Raw genomic sequence first — 17,485 nt, 5'->3', positions numbered from 1 at the left:
AGTGAAGCGGGCGAGCGAAGGCCCAGCCCGCACGGGGCGCATTCGGATACGTGTACGACCCCGGATTTCTGAAGTATGCCGGGGTCGCTCGGACGCACTCAATGATCGTTGTGTAACAGCCGCTCGGAATGATCGGGCCTGTCCGGAAGGGGGCGCACTGCCCCGGATTCCCTGCACAGGCGGCCACTTGGAGGAGCGAACGGCACTCGGGCAGGTCCGCGCGCAGACGGACCTCGGCCGTTTCCCTGAACATCGGGATGTGCCCGCACACGGCAGCGCCGGCGCCCCGGAAGACGCCGGATCGCTCCTGTCGATGGTCCAACACCGCACGGCCCATGGATCAGAGCTGCTGCCCCTGGACGCCCAAGACCTGACCCAGGTGGCCACTGTGGAGATACCGCGACGGGTCCCCGCTGGTGTCCACGGCGGCTGGGTACCCGACCAGCAGGCACGGAACAAGTGCAGTCCGCCAACACCGCTGCGCAACCAGGGTCATTGCGACTCTGTGGCACGCCCACGGTGGGCTGGGCGACCCGCGGATTCGGTCCCGCGAGGGTGATCAACGGGCGGAAGAGACACGTCACGGTCGGCATGAAGGACTTCCCCGTGATGATCATGGTGTGCCCGCTGGCGTGCAGGACCGGGACGCCACCCGCGAAGCTCTGGCGCGTTCGAATGATCAGTCAGAGCATTCCGGGGCGCCGCCACTCCTGTCCGAGGACGTGGTGGTCGAGGAAGTTCAGCACCGTCTCGTACATGAGACGAATGTGGTTCGGCGCCCCGATCCCATGGCCCTCGTCCGGAAAGTGCAGGAAGCTGACGGGCGTCCCGAGCCGCTGCAGATCGCTGTGCAGGCTCAGTGCCTGGCCCATCGGGACGCGGTGGTCCTTGCCGCCGTGCACGAGCAGTGTCGGCGTCGTCACCTTCGCGGCGTGGAAGTGGGGCGAGTTCGCTTCGTACCGTTCGCGCTGCGTCTGCGGGTCGCCGAAGATCTTCCGGAAGTATGCGTGCATGTCCGTGTCGATCTGGAACGCCTCCAGGTTCCACATCCCGGCGTGGGTGACGATCGCCTTGAAGCGGTCAGTGAGGGTCGCGGCCCGGTTGGCCAGGTAACCGCCGTAGGACCAGCCGGCGAGGCCGGTCCGGGTCGCGTCGAGGTCGTCGCGCGCCAGTGCCGCGTCCGTCAGCGCGATGAGATCGCGGTAGGGCTGACCGCCGTACTGACCCCGGCCGCGCTCCTGCATGCGTTGCCCGTAGCCGGTGGACAGCGCCGGATCCGGTAGCAGCACCGCGTAGCCGCGGGCCGCGAACGGCCATGGGTTCCACAACCACGTCCAGGCACTCCAGGACATCTGTGGTCCACCGTGCGGAGCGATGATCAGGGGCGCTGGGCGCTCGGCCGAGACGCCCTCGGGCAGCGCGAGCCAGGCGCGCAACGGGAAACCGTCGTCCGCCTCGACGTGCACTTCGGTCAGCGTGCCGGGAAGCGAGTCGTGGTCTCCGGGGGCCCTGAGGAATGCGGGTTCCTGATCGGCTGTGACGGCATCCAGCCGAACCACTTGAGGCGGGCTGTCGATCGTGCTGCGCAGTGCATAGAGGGTGGTCCCATCGGACGACACGCAGAGAGAGGCGTAGGCGCCGGATGCGGTCAGGCGGGTGATCGTGCCGTCCGCGTCGCGCCGGAAGATCGGGCAGTGGCCCCGCTCGTCACCGGTGAACCACAGCGTGGCATCCCCACGTATCGGCGAGAGGACCGCCCGCCCCGGCCACGGCCAGTTGTCGAACTCCGGCAGGACGTCGATCTCTTCACCCGAAGCCAAGTCGAACTCGACCAGCGTGACTCGCCACTCGGTGTCATAAGTCTCCTCTCGCTGGCGCTGGCAGACCAACGCCGAGCCATCGGCCGTAAACGCCAGGCGGTAGTACTGCTGACCGGTGCGCGAGAATGTGTGGTGCTCGACGCCAGTGACAGCGTCGGCGACCACCACGACATTCATGTCGGAGGCGCGGCCCGTCGCGGCCCGCGTGTAGGCCACGAGCGATCCGTCCGGCGAGAGCGCCATGTCTCCTGTGCCCGCCAGACCCTGGCGGCCGGCGATCACCGGAGCCCCGTCGGTGTGCAGGACGAAGGTGTGGGGTTCGTCAGGACCGAGACCTGCGTCAAAGGCACACGTTGTGGTCGCCTCGTACAGAACTGCGTTGACCAGGGCACTCTCGCGCTCACGACGAAGTTCGGCGTGGGCTTCGGCATTCACGGCGCCAGCCAGCAGATCAGCGGTGTAAGCGACCGTGCGGGCGTCCTTGGCGACGGCAAAGGCGGATATACCTCCCGGGTGGTGGGCGATCTGCCTGGCCTCGCCGACCTCCGGCAGCGCCCACAGTCCGACGCCCTGGCTCTCGCTCTTTTCAGCGGCGGAATGTGCGTCCTCGCGGCCGGAGAGGAACAACAGGGTGCCGTCGGCAGCGAAAGCGGGAGCGAAGTCACCCTGCACGGACCGGGCCACGAGGTGGCTCTCGCGCTCGCCCGAAGGGTCCACCTCCCACAACCCGGAAACGTGCCTGGTTCCCTGGTCGTTGATGATCTGCACGGACGCGATCAAGCGCGATCCGTCGGATGCCAGGACCAAGTCGGTCAGACGAGGGTGCGTGGCGAACAGGTGGTGGAACGAGGCGGCATCGTCCAAGGCACGGATCATGACGATCATCCTGCCCGCCGCCCTCGAACTGTGACAGGGGTCCGACAATCGGAGGGGACCGCACCGGGGAAAACCGGCTCGGCGATGGTGCCTCCGACATGGCGGAGCCACTTCGAACTGCCCCAGCGCGTCTCCTACGGCAGGGAACGGGTGAGCCACACCAGTTCGCCGCGGTCATCGGTCGAGACGTGGTCGCGCTCGAACCCAAGCTTGTCGAGAACGCGAAAGGACGGCACGTTCCAGGAACGCACCGTCGACCAGAGCCGCTTCCGTCCGGTCGCGATCGCGGCATCGAGCACCGCGGAAGCCGCCTCCGTCGCACAGCCCTGCCCGTGCACGTGCTGGAACAGCTCATAGGCGATCTCCGGCTCGTCAACAGAAGCCCGGCCGACCGTGAGCCCGCAATACCCGATGAAGTCGCCCACATAGCGGCGGATGACAGGCAGCAGAGCAATACCTGTCAGCGCCCATGCGGCCCGCTGATCCTCGATCATCCGCCGGTTGTCCTCGATCGACGGCATGCCACCACCCCGTTCGGCGACGAGCATGCGATGGGCGTCGATGTCGGGCTCGGTCCACTGACGCAACGTCAGCCGAGCAGTATCGAGTTGAAGCGGCATCGGCGAATACGGCATGGCGACACCCTATCGACGCCGCTCTCCAAGCCGGGGCAACGGAGCCCACGTGAGACGGACAACTGTGGTCTGTCTCAACGAACCGAGCCCACGCACCACGCAGGTCAGCGAGACGCAGCACAAGGAAGCGGGGTGAAAAACGCTTGGCTTGAGTTTTAACCCCGCGGGCAGGGGCGTATCCGCTGCGGCGCAGCTCAACGCCTTGACGAGGGGGCGAGGGCCGGGGTGGGAGAGGTTTCGGAACTCCACCCCGGCGCGGTGCCATCGTGCAGGTGTTCCGTAACCTCTGTGAGCCGGGAAATCCGTGCTGAGCACGGCCGTGGGAAGGCCGTAGAAACCGTGCCATGGGGCCAGCATGACGGATCATCACGACGAGTGCCGGCTTCTGAGCGGCAATATCCTCGTCGGCACGATTGTCGTCGACGACCCAGGAATGCCCTGGCAGCGCGGACGCTTCTCCCCTGAGCCTGTCTTCAGCCAGTTCAAGCCCTGGTTCGACGAGATCAATGCCCTTGTCGAGGCAGAGGAATGGCAACGGTTCGACGGCGTCTACGACCTCATCGAAGGTGCCCTGACCCTGGAGTCACCATCGGGGCCCGTTACTGAGTTCCTCCTCCACATCGATCAGGAGTGCGCCTGGTTCCGCTGGGACCAGGGCCCAGCAACAAGTTAAAACTCAAGGGCTTGTTCTTTATCTACCAAGATCGCCCAGGCTTGCCGATGGCCTTGAGGGTCTCGGGGCGTTTGACGGTCTTGCCGACGTCGTAGCGGGGTGCCCGGTGTTTGCTCTTGGCGCCGGGGGGCCGTCCGGGGCCGGTGCCTGTGGTTTTGGGAACACGGGCGGGGTAGGTGAGGTGAGCGCGGATGTTCCTGAACCCCCGGCGGACCCGGGCCGGGGTGAGCGGGTCGGCGTGGTCGGTTTCTCCCAGGGCCGGCGGTCTTCGGCGAGGGGCCGGGCGAGTCGGAGTTGGGTGTGAGCGACGATCAGGATCCAGGTCCAGCGGTCCGCGACCTCGGGGGGTGCGCAGTTTCGGGGTGATCCAGCCGGGGGTCTGCTTCGCGAAGCGGAAGGTGTGCTCCAGATCGAAGCGGCGGAGGAATGCCTGCCAGAAGCGGTCGACGTCGTCCGGGGTGGCACCGGTGCGGGACCACCACAGCCAGACCGGCTTGTTGACCCCACCGGAGGGCAGGTGTTCGACGGCCAGGCGGATGACGGTGCCCTCGATGACGGGCAGCGGGCCGTCGTGGTCGCCCCAGGCGGCCCGCTGGGTCAGCCGCGGGTGCAGCCGGTCCCATGCCTGGGCGGTGGCCTTGCCGTAGAGGCGGGTGTCGGTGACCGTGACGGCCTGTTCCTCGCCCCAGGTGGCGGGGTCGCCGAAGACGAACTCCCCGCCGTGCTTGGGCGGTCGGCCGCCCTTCGGGTTGGCCAAGAGGAACTCCTCCCGCGAGGGCGCTGGACGTCGCATCACACGGTCCGACCGGGTCCGGCCCAGGACCTCGACGGGCAGGCCGGACAGCAGATGGGCGATGCGCGGGGCGTCGTAGCCGGCGTCCAGCACGATCAGGATCTCCGGATCACCGGCGGACCACTGGCCTGCGGCGACGAGCCGTTCGACCACCTCGCGGACCTGGTCGGCGGTGACCGCTGCCAGGTCGGCGCCGGGGGCCAGCCGGACCGCGTCCAGGAACGCCGACCAGGAGGTGCGGCCACTCTCCAGCGCCACGACGACCGAGTATGGCCAGCCGGGCATCATCTGGTGCTTGGCGGTGCCACGGCCGTAGGTGTGGCAGAACGAGCGGTCCGGAACGGTCCCGGCGTCCGGCCGAAGCCACGGCGAGACGTCGACGGCCAGGACCAGCCGCCCGTCCACCGCCCGGGGCAGCGGCACCCCGGCCAGCACCCGACGGAGCCGGGCGACGTCCATTTCGCCGCGGTTCAGGCCGGCGTAGAGGGAGCCGTGCCCGCGGCGGTGCTCGGGTGCCAGCGCAAGGTCCACGAGCGACCGCACCGGCCCGTCGGTGCACAGCACCGCGTCCGTCAGCTCGAACAACGCGTCCGCGCGGGCGGTCAGGCAGTCGTAGAAGCCGGCCCGGAACCGGGATAACACGGTCAGGGACTCGGCGCGGACAGCATCGTGCAGCAGACTCACCCTCGCAGCCTTGGCGTGATCAACAGCGTCTCGACACCGCACATGATCACGCCAAGGCGTCCCGCTGTCCGGCGAACAACCAAACCCGTGGACACCGGGCCGCACGGGCCGACAAACTCAGAAGTGGCTGCGATCTGTGCTGCGCGAGTCGGCGACCCGACGTACTTCATAGATCTGGCCGGCTCGGGCCAACCCTCGCCAGGGGCGAGCCTTGTTCAGTGCGATGTCGAGGTTCGGGTCGGTTCGGTCGAGGTCTACGCAGGCCAGGGTTGCCGTGCTCTCGGCTGGGCAGCGGTCCAGCCAGGATCCGTGAGGGCCGATGACGCCTGCGGGCATGGCGGCGCTGCACTGGGCCGGGACGGACACGCTGACCCAGTAGTTATGTGCGGCTGCGTGCCCACGGGTCAGCACACCGAATACCGGGTCCTCTGAGAACGAGGAGAACAGGACGCAGTCCACTCCCAGCTCGCGGTACTCAATGAAAAGCTCCGGGAAGTTGACTTCGATACACAGGACGCAACCGAATCGGAAGCCGTCGATGTCAAAGGTCAAGGGTGTGAACCCAGGTGAGTACCAGTCGGTGATCTCCGTGTGGGAGCACCGGCGCTTGTCGTAGCGGCCGATCAGCTGTCCCCTGTCGGAGATCACGTACAGGCTGTTGTGCGGCCGGTTCGGCGGGGTCAGGCGGTGGCTGGAGCCCACAACTACCCAGAGGCCGAGATCGGCTGCCGCCTTGGCGGTCAGCTCCAACTGGTTCTGAATCGCCGCCCAGTCGATGGACCAGTCAGACAGTGCCTGTTTAGCCTCAGTGCCCGAGGGATAGCCCGAGATCATCCCCTCCGGGAAGTGCACGAGTCGGGCACCCGCTTCCCGAGCTACCACCATCAGATCGCGGACCGCCGCCCCGTTGACGGAGGGGTCACAGGTGACCGGGCTCTGCGCGACTGCTATCCGAATATCGTCTGTCACGCTGACAGTTGTACTCCACCATCACCAGCCCGGGAGGTTAAAGAACAAGCTTAGAAGCTGTTTCTGATCTACGGTTTTGCCGAGTTTCGTTGGGCGATTCGTTCGGTGACGGAGAATTGCCGGTCGTATGTCTGTAGCATCATGGATATGCCCGAAGTGTTGATCGGTTTCAGCGCTGCCGCTCGGCGAAGACACTGGTGGCGGACCGGCATCCTGATGTTGGTGCTTGTCGGTGGGCCAGTGGCAGTCGGTGTGACTGTGTCGGCACCGGACAGTTGGTGGTGGGTCGGTGGCTTCGGCGCATTCGGTTTGCTCACACTCTTCGATATGATCAACCGCATCTATGGCCAGGCAGTCTTGACTGCGGCCGGGATAGAGTTCCGCACCTTCGTCAGTAGGCGCTCGCTTCCCTGGTGCGAGATCGCCGGTGTCAAGGTGCGGCAGCGAGGATCGCGGAGCGGAATCTGGTCGGACCTGCGGCTCGTCCGGGTTCGAGGGCGGTCCCTCACGGTTCCCGGGACCATGACCAATCGCATGTGGGACGCGGAGCTTGATCAGAAGCTGGTCCTCATCCAGGGACATTGGTCCCGCACTGTCGGCGGCAGCGATAGAGCCGGCCGTTCTGCGGAGACCAAGCGCCGCAGCCGCTAGGTAGCTCTCTGCCTGAACTGCACCTTGCGCGAGGTGACGTGGCGGCGAGTGCCCATAGACCGCCGATCCGGCGTGCGGTGTCCTCGTCGAGGTAGGCGTCCAAGTGCCGGTCGTGATCGAGGAGCACTGCATGGGGCAGCCGCTGAGCAGGGCGGATGACCTTGAACTCCGTTGCCCCGAGGCGTGCGTGGTGGATGGTGGTGGGCAGTCTCATTGGGTCTCCGAGACACGTTGGCTGACGTCGGCGGCGTAGGCGGCCCAGTCCCCGCCTGATACCTGATGCCACCGGACAGCGACTTCGATGTGGACCCCGAGCATTCGGGCGCGGAGTCGTCGAAACGGTCAGCGTTACTGCCGGGCGGATGGCCCTGCTCGTAAATGGAGTCGAGCACACGCTGGGAGACCGGGCAGACCGCGTCCTGCAACGGCGACGTACCGCACGGCCAGCGCGGCTTGGGCGACGGGACCAGCCACCTGATCATGACCGGGTATCTGCCGCCCGGCCCACCCCACCGCCTGAATCGCCCCTGGCTCGGGCGGCCCCGGATTGCTCACCGCCCGTACGTGAACGCCGTCAGCTGCTCACCCGGCGCCGCAGGCGGGATTCATCGGCGCACGGCGCGGACCACCGTGTCGAGCGCTTCGGCCTCCCCGACCGGACGGTGGGCCACCTCGGCCACGACAAGATCGGCGCACGGTTCCCACGCCTCACGTACGAACTCGACGCTGGACAGCACCCGCGCGTCCCCCGGACCCCCGGTGCCGTGCTCAAGGTTGCTGGCGTCGTGCCCGACCAGCAGCAGCGTGCCGCCGGGACGGACCGCCCGGCAGGCGCTCGCCAGCACCGCAACCATGTCCTGCCGGGGCAGTTGCAGATACGAGATCAGGACCAGGTCGTAGGCGGCCTCTTCGGGGGCGTAGCGGGTGGCGTCGGCCACCGTGGCGCGCACCGAGTTCTGATCGCTGCCGACCGCGTGCATGATCCGGCTGACGGCGACCGGTGAGAAGTCGATCGCGTCCACCCGCCACCCCCGGCCCGCCAGCCACACGGCGTTGCGGCCCTCCCCCGCGGCCAGATCCAGGGCCCGGCCGGGTTCCAGATCGGAGGTCTCGCGGACCACCCACCTGTTCGGCTCGACCGACCACACGCGCTCCACGGCCCGGTAACGCTCGTCCCAGTCATCCGCGTCCATACGTTGTCCTCCACCTCGGTCTGCCGCGCCCCGCTCTGACGGGCGGACTGGACGTTCTCCCGCCGCAACGCTACGGGAACGGCGACCGACCAGGGTCTGACAACCAGTACCGGAACGGCCTTCGCGGGGAAGCCGGCGACGAGGTCCTGGTTCCTGAACTCCCAGACCATCCGGCGACCCGTACGTACGGTGGTGCCGGGCCAATGATCCGGCAGGAGACGGACGGCTCGGCCCCCACCGCTGCCCGGGAGAGACCAACAGGGCTCGCCGATCGGGGCGTTGCCGGTCAGTCGGTTCCGCCGCGCGCGTGCAGCCTGACCGTGAGGGAGTCGAGCCCGAAGTTGATGATGGAGCGGTTGGGTACCGGCGGCCGCAGCACCTCGACCCGTTCGGCGGCCTCCGTGAGCGCTCCGAAGAGCGAGGCCAACTCCACCCGGGCCAAGGGTGCCCCGATGCAGTAGTGCGGCCCCCAGCCGAAGGCCACATGCCGGTTGGGGGTGCGGTCGAGCCGCAGCCGGTCGGGGTCCTCGAACTCCGTCTCGTCCCTGTTGGCCGCCGGCGTCCAGACCACCACGCGGTCGCCTGCCCGGATGCGCTGTCCGGCGAGTTCGGTATCCACCCTGGCCGTGCGCAGCACGTGCAGGCCCACCGAGGTCCAGCGCAGCAGCTCCTCGACCCCGAGCTCCGGGTCGTATCCGTCCTCACGCATCGCCTGCCAGGCGTGTGGATGCCGGGTCAGCGCGAGCATGGCCATCGTGGCGGTGTGACGTACGGTCTGTACGCCTCCGACCAGGATGTTGTCGCAGTTGAGCAGTGCCTCGTCCAGGGGCAGCCGACGGCCGTTCACCGTGTGGGTGACCAGTGTGCTGATGATGTCGTCCCGGGGGTCGCTCTGGCGGCGCAGGCCCAGTGAGAACAGGTAGGGCAGCAACTGCTGGTGTGCCTCGGCTCGTTCCTCCGGTGTGTTGCCGAGGAAGGCCCTGTCGCACATGTGCACCACGTGGTCCCGGTCCTCGTCCGGGACACCGAGCAGGTCACACATGACGGTCAGCGGAACCGCCGTGCTGATGTCCCTGACGAAGTCGGTCTCCTCCGCCTCCAACGCGGTGCGCACCACCTGGCGGGTCAGGTCGGCCACGCGTTCGGTGAGTTCGGCCGCCTTCCGCTTGGAGAAGAACGGCAGCACCAGGCCCCGCAGGTCGCGGTGGCGCGGGGGATCGGTGAGGGCCATCATCTTCCCCGCACCGGCGGGCGCCCGGTCGGTGCCGGTGCCCAGCAGCGACCCGCGCTCCGAGCTGAACCGGTTCGCGTCGCCCAGTACCTCACCGGCCAACGCGTAGGACAGCGCGCACCACAGCGGCCCCTCCGTCTCCGTCTCCAGTCGCCACAGCGGCGCCCGGAGGCGCAGCTCACGGAGGACGAGGTGGCTGTCCTCGCGGGCCCAGAAGGCGGGGTCGGTCAGGTCGGGCGGCGCGGTCGTCGTGGTTACCGTGTTCATGCTGCTCCTTGGGCTGCTGGCTTCGGTTGAGGGGAAGGACGCCGGCCCGTCGCCGGCGAGCCGCTCACTGGTACAGGGGCGGCAGCAGGAGGTCCTGGATGATCGCTGCCACCTCCCGCACGGCCGTCTCGCCGGACTGGAGCACGAGGTGACCGGCCGGCAACACGTCGAGCCCGCGGCCGTCGCCGGTGGAGCAGCGTTTCCACTCCTCCATCTCAGCCGCGGAGACTGCCTCGTCGTCGGCCCCGAGGATGGCCTTGATGGGGCAGGCCAGCGGCCCGAGACCCGGGTCCCGGTAGGTACGGGCGAGACCCATGTCCGCCCGCAGCACGTCGTGCACCATCTCCCGCAGCGCCGGATGGGTGACGACCGCGCCGGCGCGCTCGTCGTTGCGGAGCATGAAGTCCGCCAGTTCCCGCACGTCGGCCTCACCTCCGGCTCCGGGGGGTTCCCGCCAGGCGTGCGGGGGTGCGAATCCGATGACGAAGCAGGCGGTCGGGGACAGGTGAGCGGCCAGCTTCCTGGCCACCTCGTAACCGACCAGAGCGCCGATGCTCTGGCCGAGCACGGCGTACGGCCGGTCGAGGTGGGGCAGCGCCGCCTCGCTGACCGCGCCGACCAGCTCGTCGAAGCTCTCCGGGTGGCGATCCCGGGCGCGCCCGCCGCGCGCGGGCATGCGCACCCCCCACAGCTCGATCTCCTCGGGCAGCAGCCGTCCGAGCGTGGTGAAGGCGGTGGCATCACCACCGGCGTGCGGGAAACAGAGCAGCCGGACGGCGGCGTGCGGGCGGGGAGACGGCAGCCAGAACCAGTCTCCCTCGATTCGGGGGGCCGTTCGGGAAGCGGACAAGGCGCCTCGCTCTCGTGTGGTGGGTCCGTCGCGTGGTGAGGTGGGGAGGAGGCTCGTCGGGTCGCCGTCGCGTGCCGGCGTCCGTGCGGCCCCGGTGGACGGGTATCGGCCGGGGCGTCGAACGGTCAGTCGACCGGTGAGGCGGTGAGCCAGGAGGTGTCCTCGGTGACCCACTCCTTGCGGCGCAGCCCGGCCGCGTTCAGGTAGGTGTCCAGCGTGTTCTCGTCGAGGAATTGGACGATCTGCAGGTGCGTCCAGCGACGGCCCTGCCAGCGGTACTCCATCACCGCGCGCAGCAGGTCGGGAGTGAGCTGCTCCACTTGGAGCAGGGTGGCGGTGATGTCGTCCCACACCCGGGGTTCGCCGACACCGGTGAACCACTCGGGCAGGGCCCGTTCGATCAGTACGCTCCCGCCGGGGCGCACGTGGCGCCTGGCTGTGGCCATCATCTCGTAGCGCACCTCCGCGTCCGTGAGGTTGACCAGGCAGGAGCCGAGCACGACGGAGTCGAAGGTCCGCCCGAGGTCCAGTCCTGGTATCTCGGCGTGGACGGTTTCGGCTCCCTCGATCTTGGCCAGCATCTCGGCGCTGTGGTCGACGGCGACGACCTGGTGCCCCAGGGCGGCGAGCGGGTGGGTGAGCCGTCCGGTGCCTGCCCCCAGTTCAAGTACCGAGGCCCGGCGGGGCAGCGCGCCGTCCACCACCTGTGGCGTGCGGCCGGCGCGCAGGATCGAGTAGAGCTCGACGGGGTCTCCCTCGGGGCTGAAAGCTCCGGGGCCTGTGCCCTTCTGACGCGACATGGTCACTCCTTGTTCAGTGGTTTCGGAGGTCGTCAAGTGGTTTGTTCTGTTTGCCTGTTGCGGGGTGCGCGGTCGTCCGGCCCGCTGTCGGCCGGGGACGACGGTGTCCCTGCCTCCGGGTCCCGGTCCGACGACCGGTCATGGGTGACCAGCAGAGCGATGCCGGCTCCCAGCAGGACGACGCAGCAGACCAGCAGGAGAACGCGGTACGGAACGAACCCGATCAGTACGGCACCGAGCAGGACCGAGGCCGCCTGGGGCCCGAGCATGGACAGGTCGGCCGCGGTGGAGACGCGGCCGATGAGCGGTCCCGGAGTGTGCCGTTGCCAGGTAGTGCTGTAGCCGACGGCGAGCCAGGGGACTCCGACGCCGAACAGGACGAAGGCGCCGAGGACGACCGCCAGGCCGCCCAGGGTCATGCCGAGCGCCCCGAAGGCCATGACCGCCAGCCCGATTCCGGCCGTCCGGTGCTCACCGAGCCGTCGGATCAGCAGGGCCGCGGTGAGCCCGCCCACGATGCTGCCCGCCCCCTGGACGCTGGTCAGCACGGAGAAGAAGGACGGGGCGCGGTGCAGGCTTTCCTGCACCACCGCGAAGTCGGTGCTGTCGAAGAAGCCGAGCACGCAGAAGGCCGCGGAGACGGCCGCCGTCATGACCGCGAGTGGCGTGTGGGACCAGAGGTGCCGGAGCCCCGCACCGAGACGGCGCAGGGACAGCTCCTCCCTGCCCGTCCCCTCGGCGGTGTCCCGCGTCCTGGGCAGGAGACGGAAGACCACCAGGGCCAGGACGTACAGGCCGGCGACCAGGCCGGCGAGGACCGGGCCGCCGGTGACCGCGTAGACGCCGACTCCGACCAGCGGGCTCACCACCCGCAGCGCGTCGCCGGCGGACCTGAGGTACGCGTTGGCGGCGGCCAGGTCCTGCGGCGGGATCAGGGTCTTGATGAGACCCGCCTGGGCCGCGCGGACGAAGATGGCGGCGACTCCGTAACCGGCGGCGACCACATACACCAGCCACATCCGGTGCGCCGAGTGCACCAGCAGGAGAAGCATGACCAGGGCCGCGGTCGCGCCGCACGCCACCATCAGCACCGACCGCCGGTGGAAGCGGTCGACGACATGGCCGATGAACGGGCCGCAGACCACGGGCAGCGTCACGAAGAAGAACACCAGCCCGGCGGCGGTGTTGCTGCCGGTCAGGTCCTTGGCCCACACGCCGAGGGAGAGGAAGAGCGCGTTTCCGGCGAAGCTGGTCAGCACCTGGCCGAGAAGGAGCAGCCGGAAGGCCGTGTTGCGGAACATCAGCTGCTCCTCCTCTCGTGGGGCGCGGTGGACGGATCAGACGGGGTGGGGCATGGCGGGACGGGGCCCTTCCCACACGTTCTCGACGTGGTCCAGGCAGCTGTCCCGGTCGCCCCGGAAGCCGACTTCTCGCCAGCCTCCGGGGACGGCCCGGTGGGTGGACCACACCGAGTAGTGGCCGGCGTCGTTGACCACCACGGTGTAGTCGTCCAACGGTTGTGGATCGTTCATGGGTGCCTCTCTCCGCCCCGCCACGTGGTGACGGAGCCGTCCGGTAGTTCGGTCATCTGCTGGATCGCCGCGAAGAAGTCGGCGACATAGTCGTGGAGTTGCCGGTCGGCGAGCGAGCTGTCCGCGCTGTCCACGATCAGCATCGACCGGTCGGAGGACGGGTCCTGGACGAAGGCCACGTTCAGCGCGAAGTGACTGGGCTCCCGGCGCACCGTGGGCTCCACGCCGAGCCGCTGGTCCACGATGCTGGCCTGCGCGGCCGAGAGCGTGCCCAGGGCGTGGAAGCGGTTGAAGGTGAAGCTGCAGTCCAGGGTGGGATCGGCCAGGTGCCGGGCGATGTCGCCGTACGGAACCCTGCGGTGCGGCGTGATCTCGCTCTCCTGCCGGTGCGCCTCCCCCACGAGGGAGCTCCAGGTCGTCCCGTCGAGCAGGAAGCGCAGCGGGATGGTGTTCAGGAAGACGCCGAGGGCTTCCGTCCCGGCCCCGTCCTCCAGCCTGCCGTTGACGGTCAGACCGGTCACCACCTCGTGAGCCCGGGCCAGCCGGGAGATCGCCGCCACATGCGCGGCCAGCGCGACGCTCTTCGGACCGACCCCGTGGGACGCGGCGAACGCCGGCACCTGAGCGGCCAGCGCGGCCGGGAGCGTGCACTCCAACACGCCCCTGTCGGCCCCCCGCCCCTCGTCGTGCCGCACGGTTCCCAACCTGGTCGGCCGCACCCCGGACACACGCCCTTCCCAGAACTCCCGGGACGCCCGGGATTCCTTGGCCGCCGCCTCCAGGGCGACGTACTCCCGGAAGAGGGAGGAGGGCGTCGGCGCAGGAGGGCTCGTCGGCTCGTCGCGCAGCGCCGCGTGCCGCTGAAGGAGTTCGGCGAAGAGCGAAGTGAAGCTCCAGCCGTCCAGGATGGCGTGGTGCTCGACCAGGGTGAGTTGATACAGGTCCTCGGCCAGGCGCTGCACGAAGACCCTCAGCAGGGGCGCGATGGAGAGGTCGAAGGGGACCGCCCACTCCCGCAGCGCGAGGTCCGTGACACGTTCCAGTTGCTCGGACTCGTCCAGGGCACGCAGGTCTTCCACGACCAGGTCCACCGGTACTTCCCGGTGGACCAGCTGCATCGGCTGGCTGAAGGAGACCACGTCGAAGCCGGTGCGCAGGACGGGGTGCCGGTGTACTGCCTCCAAGAGGGCCGAGGCGAAGGCCTTCTCGTCGAAGTCGCCGGACATCCGGTAGCTGTTGACGTTCTGATACGGCCGTCGCCCCGGATCGGCCTCCATGTGGTACACCATGGCGAGCTGCATGGAGGTCATGGGGTAGGCGTCGTCCAGGCCGTCGGGAAGGTAGCCGCGGTCGCCCGCGGAGACCAGCGCGAACGGGGTTCGGTCGCCGGTGTCGGCGCTGTCCTCGGCGGGTCGCAGCCGGGACGCCAGTTCGGCCAGTACCGGAGTGATGAAGAATGCCTCCAGGTCCAGGTCGAACCCGCGATTGCGGAGCGCCCCGGCCACCTGGACGCTGCGGATGGAATCACCGCCGAGGGCGAAGAAGTTGTCCTCCCTGCCGACGTCCTCCAGACCGAGTACCTCCTGCCACGCCCCGGCGAGCATTCGCTCCGCATCGGTTTCCGGCGCGGAACGCCCGGTTTCGCGCTCGGCCCGGGGGCCGGGCAGTGCCCGCACGTCCACCTTGCCGTTGGAAGTGAGGGGCAGTTCGTCCAGCGACATGATGATGGACGGGATCAGGTGTCCGGAGAGCCGGCCGCCGAGGAAGGTACGGACCTCCGCCGGACCGGCCTCTCCCACCACATAGGCGACCAGATGCGGCGGAGTGTCCGGGTCCTCGTGCGCGACCACCACGCAGTCCTGGACCCCCGGGTGCGCGAGGAGTGCGTGGCGGATCTCCCCGGGCTCGATCCGGAACCCGCGGATTTTCACCTGGTCGTCGACGCGGCCGTGGTACTCCAGGGTGCCGTCCTCCCGCCACCGCGCCAGGTCGCCGGAGCGATACCACAACGACGCATCGTGGGGCACGGGCCCGAGGGTGAACCGCTGGGCGGTCAGCGTGGGGTTGCCGAGGTAACCCTTGGCCACACCGGCCCCGCCGATCATCATCTCCCCGACCACCCCGATCGGCACCGGCGCGCCGTGCGGATCGAGCACCGCGACCGAGAGGTGCGGCAGCGGGCGGCCGATGATGCTGCGGGCGAAGGAGCCCGGCGAGTCGATCTCGTGTGCGGTCACGTGCACGGTGGTCTCGGTGATTCCGTACATGTTGCACAGCCGGGCCCCCGGTGCCTCGACCCGCTCGAACCACTGGCCGACGTGGTGGGGCTGCAGCGCTTCGCCGCCCAGCACGACCCACCGCAGGTCCGCGGCCGGGGCAGGGAGCGCGGCCAGGGCGGGGGTGAGCTGTGCCAGCGCCGACGGGGTCTGGCTGAGGACGGTGACCCCTTCCCCTACCAGCAGTTCCGCGTAGCGCATGGGCGCTCTGGCGATCGCCTGCGCCACCACGACCAGCCGGCCTCCGTACAGCAGGGCTCCCCACGTCTCCCACACCGAGAAGTCGAAGGCGTAGGAGTGGAAGCCCGTCCACACGTCGTGCGGGCCGAGACCGAACCTCTCGGCCACCGCGTCGAAGAGGGCGGTCACGTTGCTGTGCGCCACCTCCACCCCCTTCGGGCGTCCGGTGGAGCCGGAGGTGAAGATCACGTACGCGGAGTCCTCGCCGGACCCGGCGAGACCCAGGTTCCCGTCCGGCCACGCCCCGGACGCCACGGTGCGCGCCACCTCCTCGTCACGCAGCACCAGCCTGACCCGTGCGTCCCCCAGGACCAGCTCCTGCCGTGGGGCCGGGTCGGCGGGGTTGACGGGAACGTAGGCCGCTCCTGCCTTGAGCACGGCGAGGATCGCCACCACCTGGGCCGGACCGCGCTCCAGCGACAGCCCGATCCGGTCTCCGCGTTGGACGCCGCGTGACGCAAGGTACCGGGCCAGCCGGTTGGCACGCCCGTTCAACTCGGCGTAGGTGAGGTGTTCTTGGCCATAGCTGACCGCCGTGCTCCCGGGGCGTTCGGCCGCCACGCGCTCGAACACCTCGTGCAGCCGGGCGCTGTGCGCAACCCGGGGCGCGGGCACCGGCCGGACCACCGCGCGGTCCTCGTCGGTGAGCAGGTCGACGACTCCGACACCGGCGTCGGGGTCGGCCATGACCGCCTCCAGCAGCCGGACATAACGCCGCGCCATGCGCACCACGGTCGACTCGTCGAAGAGGTCGGTGCTGTACTCGACCTCGATCCGGGCCCCGGCGTCCGCGTCGCAGACCGACCAGATCAGATCGAACTTGGCGGCGCCGGTGTCGGCGGACAGCGGGCTGCCGGCGGCCCCGGCGATACGCGGACGGTCCGCGCCCCGGTCGGTGTGATAGCCGAAGACCACCTGCACCAGGGGCGGGTGGCCGGCCTGCCGGTCGGTGAGAACCCGCTCCACCACGGCCTCGAACGGCACGTCCTGGTGCTCGAAGTCCTCCAGCACGCCGTCGCAGACGCGCTCAAGGAGTTGCCGGAAGGACGGCTGCGCCCCGACGTCGATCCGCAGTGCCAGCATGTTCACGAAATAGCCCAGCAGGCCTTCCAGTTCCAGCCGGTCGCGGCCGGCCACCGGGGTACCCAGCACCAGGTCCTCCTGGCCGGTGTGCCGGTGCAGGAGGGCGGCGAAGGCTGCCAGTAGCACCATGAAGCCGGTGGCGCCCTCCTGCCGGCCCAGCTCGCCCGCCCGGTCCAGCAGACCGCTGGGCAGGGGCACGGTGGCCGTGGCGCCGCGGAAGGACTGGGTCGCGGGACGGCGGCGGTCGGCGGGCAGCGCCAGCGCCGTCGGCGCACCGCCCAACCGCTTTTCCCAGTACTTCAGTTCACTCTCGTAGGCGGCTCCGGTCATCCACTCCTGCTGCCAGCAGGCGTAATCGGCGAAGTGCACCGGCAGAGGTTCCAGGGCCGGCGGACGGCCCTGCCGCGCCGCTTCGTACAGCTCGGCCAGCTCCTGCTCGAAGACGCCGGTGGACAGCTCGTCCCAGACGATGTGGTGGAAGACCACCGCCAGGTCCCACTGGTCCTGGCCCGTCTTGAGCAGGCATCCCCGCAGGAGCGGCCCCTTCTCCAGGTCGAAGGGCCGGCGTACCACTTCGCGCAGGAGCTGCGCCGACCGGGACTCGGGGTCCGGCCCGTCGGTGAGGTCCTGCACGGTGAAGGGAACGTCGACGTCCGGCCGGATCACCTGGCGCGGCTCGCCGAGGGCTGCCGAGAACACCGTGCGCAGGGACTCGTGCCGCTGGACCACACCGCGCAGGGCGCGTTCCACGACAACCGGGTCGAGCGGGCCGCGCAGCCGCTGGATCCAGGGCAGGTTGTAGGTGGCCGTCCCCGGTGCCAGCCGGTCGAGGAACCACAGGGACCGCTGACCCGCCGACAGCGGCGCCGTCGTCCGGCCGGTACGGATGATGGGCTGCCAGGACTCGCTCAT

The 17,485-nt window shown here is 69.3% G+C and carries 14 protein-coding genes and 1 pseudogene; 4 read left to right on the top strand and 11 right to left on the bottom strand.

Translation table 11 applies throughout. The features are described 5' to 3' along the window. Position 1: 1 nt before the first annotated feature. Positions 2-559, top strand: a complete 558-nt coding sequence (locus tag OG285_RS35525; protein WP_371793400.1) for a carotenoid oxygenase family protein — start codon at positions 2-4, stop codon at positions 557-559. A gap of 124 nt (positions 560-683) precedes the next feature. Here OG285_RS35525 and OG285_RS35520 read toward each other — a convergent pair whose 3' ends face one another. Both OG285_RS35520 and OG285_RS35515 read right to left on the bottom strand, forming a co-directional pair. Beyond that, positions 684-2,696, bottom strand: coding sequence for an alpha/beta fold hydrolase (locus OG285_RS35520; RefSeq protein ID WP_371793399.1), 2,013 nt, complete (start codon positions 2,694-2,696; stop codon positions 684-686). A 134-nt stretch (positions 2,697-2,830) separates the two neighbouring features. Further along, on the bottom strand, positions 2,831-3,331 hold the full coding sequence (locus tag OG285_RS35515; protein WP_371793398.1) for a GNAT family N-acetyltransferase: 501 nt from the start codon (positions 3,329-3,331) through the stop codon (positions 2,831-2,833). Positions 3,332-3,686: 355 nt separating this feature from the next. Here OG285_RS35515 and OG285_RS35510 point away from each other — a divergent pair, with 355 nt between their 5' ends. Then, the gene (locus OG285_RS35510) at positions 3,687-4,004 is read left to right on the top strand and encodes a hypothetical protein (RefSeq protein WP_371793397.1); all 318 of its coding nucleotides are present in this window, start codon (positions 3,687-3,689) and stop codon (positions 4,002-4,004) included. A gap of 22 nt (positions 4,005-4,026) precedes the next feature. On the opposite strand, the gene OG285_RS35505 is transcribed toward OG285_RS35510, so the two are convergent. Then, positions 4,027-5,481: an NF041680 family putative transposase gene (locus OG285_RS35505; RefSeq protein WP_371793396.1), complete on the bottom strand. Its 1,455-nt coding sequence runs from the start codon at positions 5,479-5,481 to the stop codon at positions 4,027-4,029. Between the two features lie 117 nt (positions 5,482-5,598). Beyond that, positions 5,599-6,450 (bottom strand): carbon-nitrogen hydrolase family protein, encoded by an 852-nt coding sequence (locus OG285_RS35500; RefSeq protein ID WP_371793395.1) that lies wholly within the window; start codon positions 6,448-6,450, stop codon positions 5,599-5,601. A 147-nt stretch (positions 6,451-6,597) separates the two neighbouring features. Between OG285_RS35500 and OG285_RS35495 the strand changes: the two genes are divergently transcribed. Next, positions 6,598-7,101: a hypothetical protein gene (locus tag OG285_RS35495; protein WP_371793394.1), complete on the top strand. Its 504-nt coding sequence runs from the start codon at positions 6,598-6,600 to the stop codon at positions 7,099-7,101. 326 nt (positions 7,102-7,427) lie between these two features. Then, a pseudogene (locus tag OG285_RS35490) lies at positions 7,428-7,608 on the top strand (XRE family transcriptional regulator); the annotation flags it as partial. Positions 7,609-7,706: 98 nt separating this feature from the next. Here OG285_RS35490 and OG285_RS35485 read toward each other — a convergent pair. From OG285_RS35485 to OG285_RS35455, 7 genes are all read right to left on the bottom strand, one after another. Beyond that, on the bottom strand, positions 7,707-8,294 hold the full coding sequence (locus OG285_RS35485; RefSeq protein ID WP_371793393.1) for a class I SAM-dependent methyltransferase: 588 nt from the start codon (positions 8,292-8,294) through the stop codon (positions 7,707-7,709). A gap of 286 nt (positions 8,295-8,580) precedes the next feature. After that, the gene (locus OG285_RS35480; protein ID WP_371793392.1) at positions 8,581-9,792 is read right to left on the bottom strand and encodes a cytochrome P450; all 1,212 of its coding nucleotides are present in this window, start codon (positions 9,790-9,792) and stop codon (positions 8,581-8,583) included. Between the two features lie 64 nt (positions 9,793-9,856). Further along, the gene (locus OG285_RS35475) at positions 9,857-10,642 is read right to left on the bottom strand and encodes a thioesterase II family protein (protein ID WP_371793391.1); all 786 of its coding nucleotides are present in this window, start codon (positions 10,640-10,642) and stop codon (positions 9,857-9,859) included. Between the two features lie 125 nt (positions 10,643-10,767). Beyond that, the gene (locus tag OG285_RS35470; RefSeq protein ID WP_356835768.1) at positions 10,768-11,442 is read right to left on the bottom strand and encodes a class I SAM-dependent methyltransferase; all 675 of its coding nucleotides are present in this window, start codon (positions 11,440-11,442) and stop codon (positions 10,768-10,770) included. 32 nt (positions 11,443-11,474) lie between these two features. Beyond that, positions 11,475-12,743 (bottom strand): MFS transporter, encoded by a 1,269-nt coding sequence (locus OG285_RS35465; RefSeq protein ID WP_371793390.1) that lies wholly within the window; start codon positions 12,741-12,743, stop codon positions 11,475-11,477. Between the two features lie 36 nt (positions 12,744-12,779). Then, complete coding sequence (locus OG285_RS35460) at positions 12,780-12,974, bottom strand: MbtH family NRPS accessory protein (protein ID WP_356835772.1); 195 nt, start codon at positions 12,972-12,974, stop codon at positions 12,780-12,782. Beyond that, complete coding sequence (locus OG285_RS35455; RefSeq protein WP_371793389.1) at positions 12,971-17,485, bottom strand: amino acid adenylation domain-containing protein; 4,515 nt, start codon at positions 17,483-17,485, stop codon at positions 12,971-12,973. The genes OG285_RS35460 and OG285_RS35455 overlap by 4 nt, the downstream gene beginning before the upstream one ends.

The sequence above is a fragment of the Streptomyces sp. NBC_01471 genome, assembly GCF_041438865.1.
In the GTDB taxonomy this organism is placed as follows: Bacteria; Actinomycetota; Actinomycetes; order Streptomycetales; family Streptomycetaceae; genus Streptomyces.
This window is presented reverse-complemented; position numbering and strand designations above follow the sequence as displayed.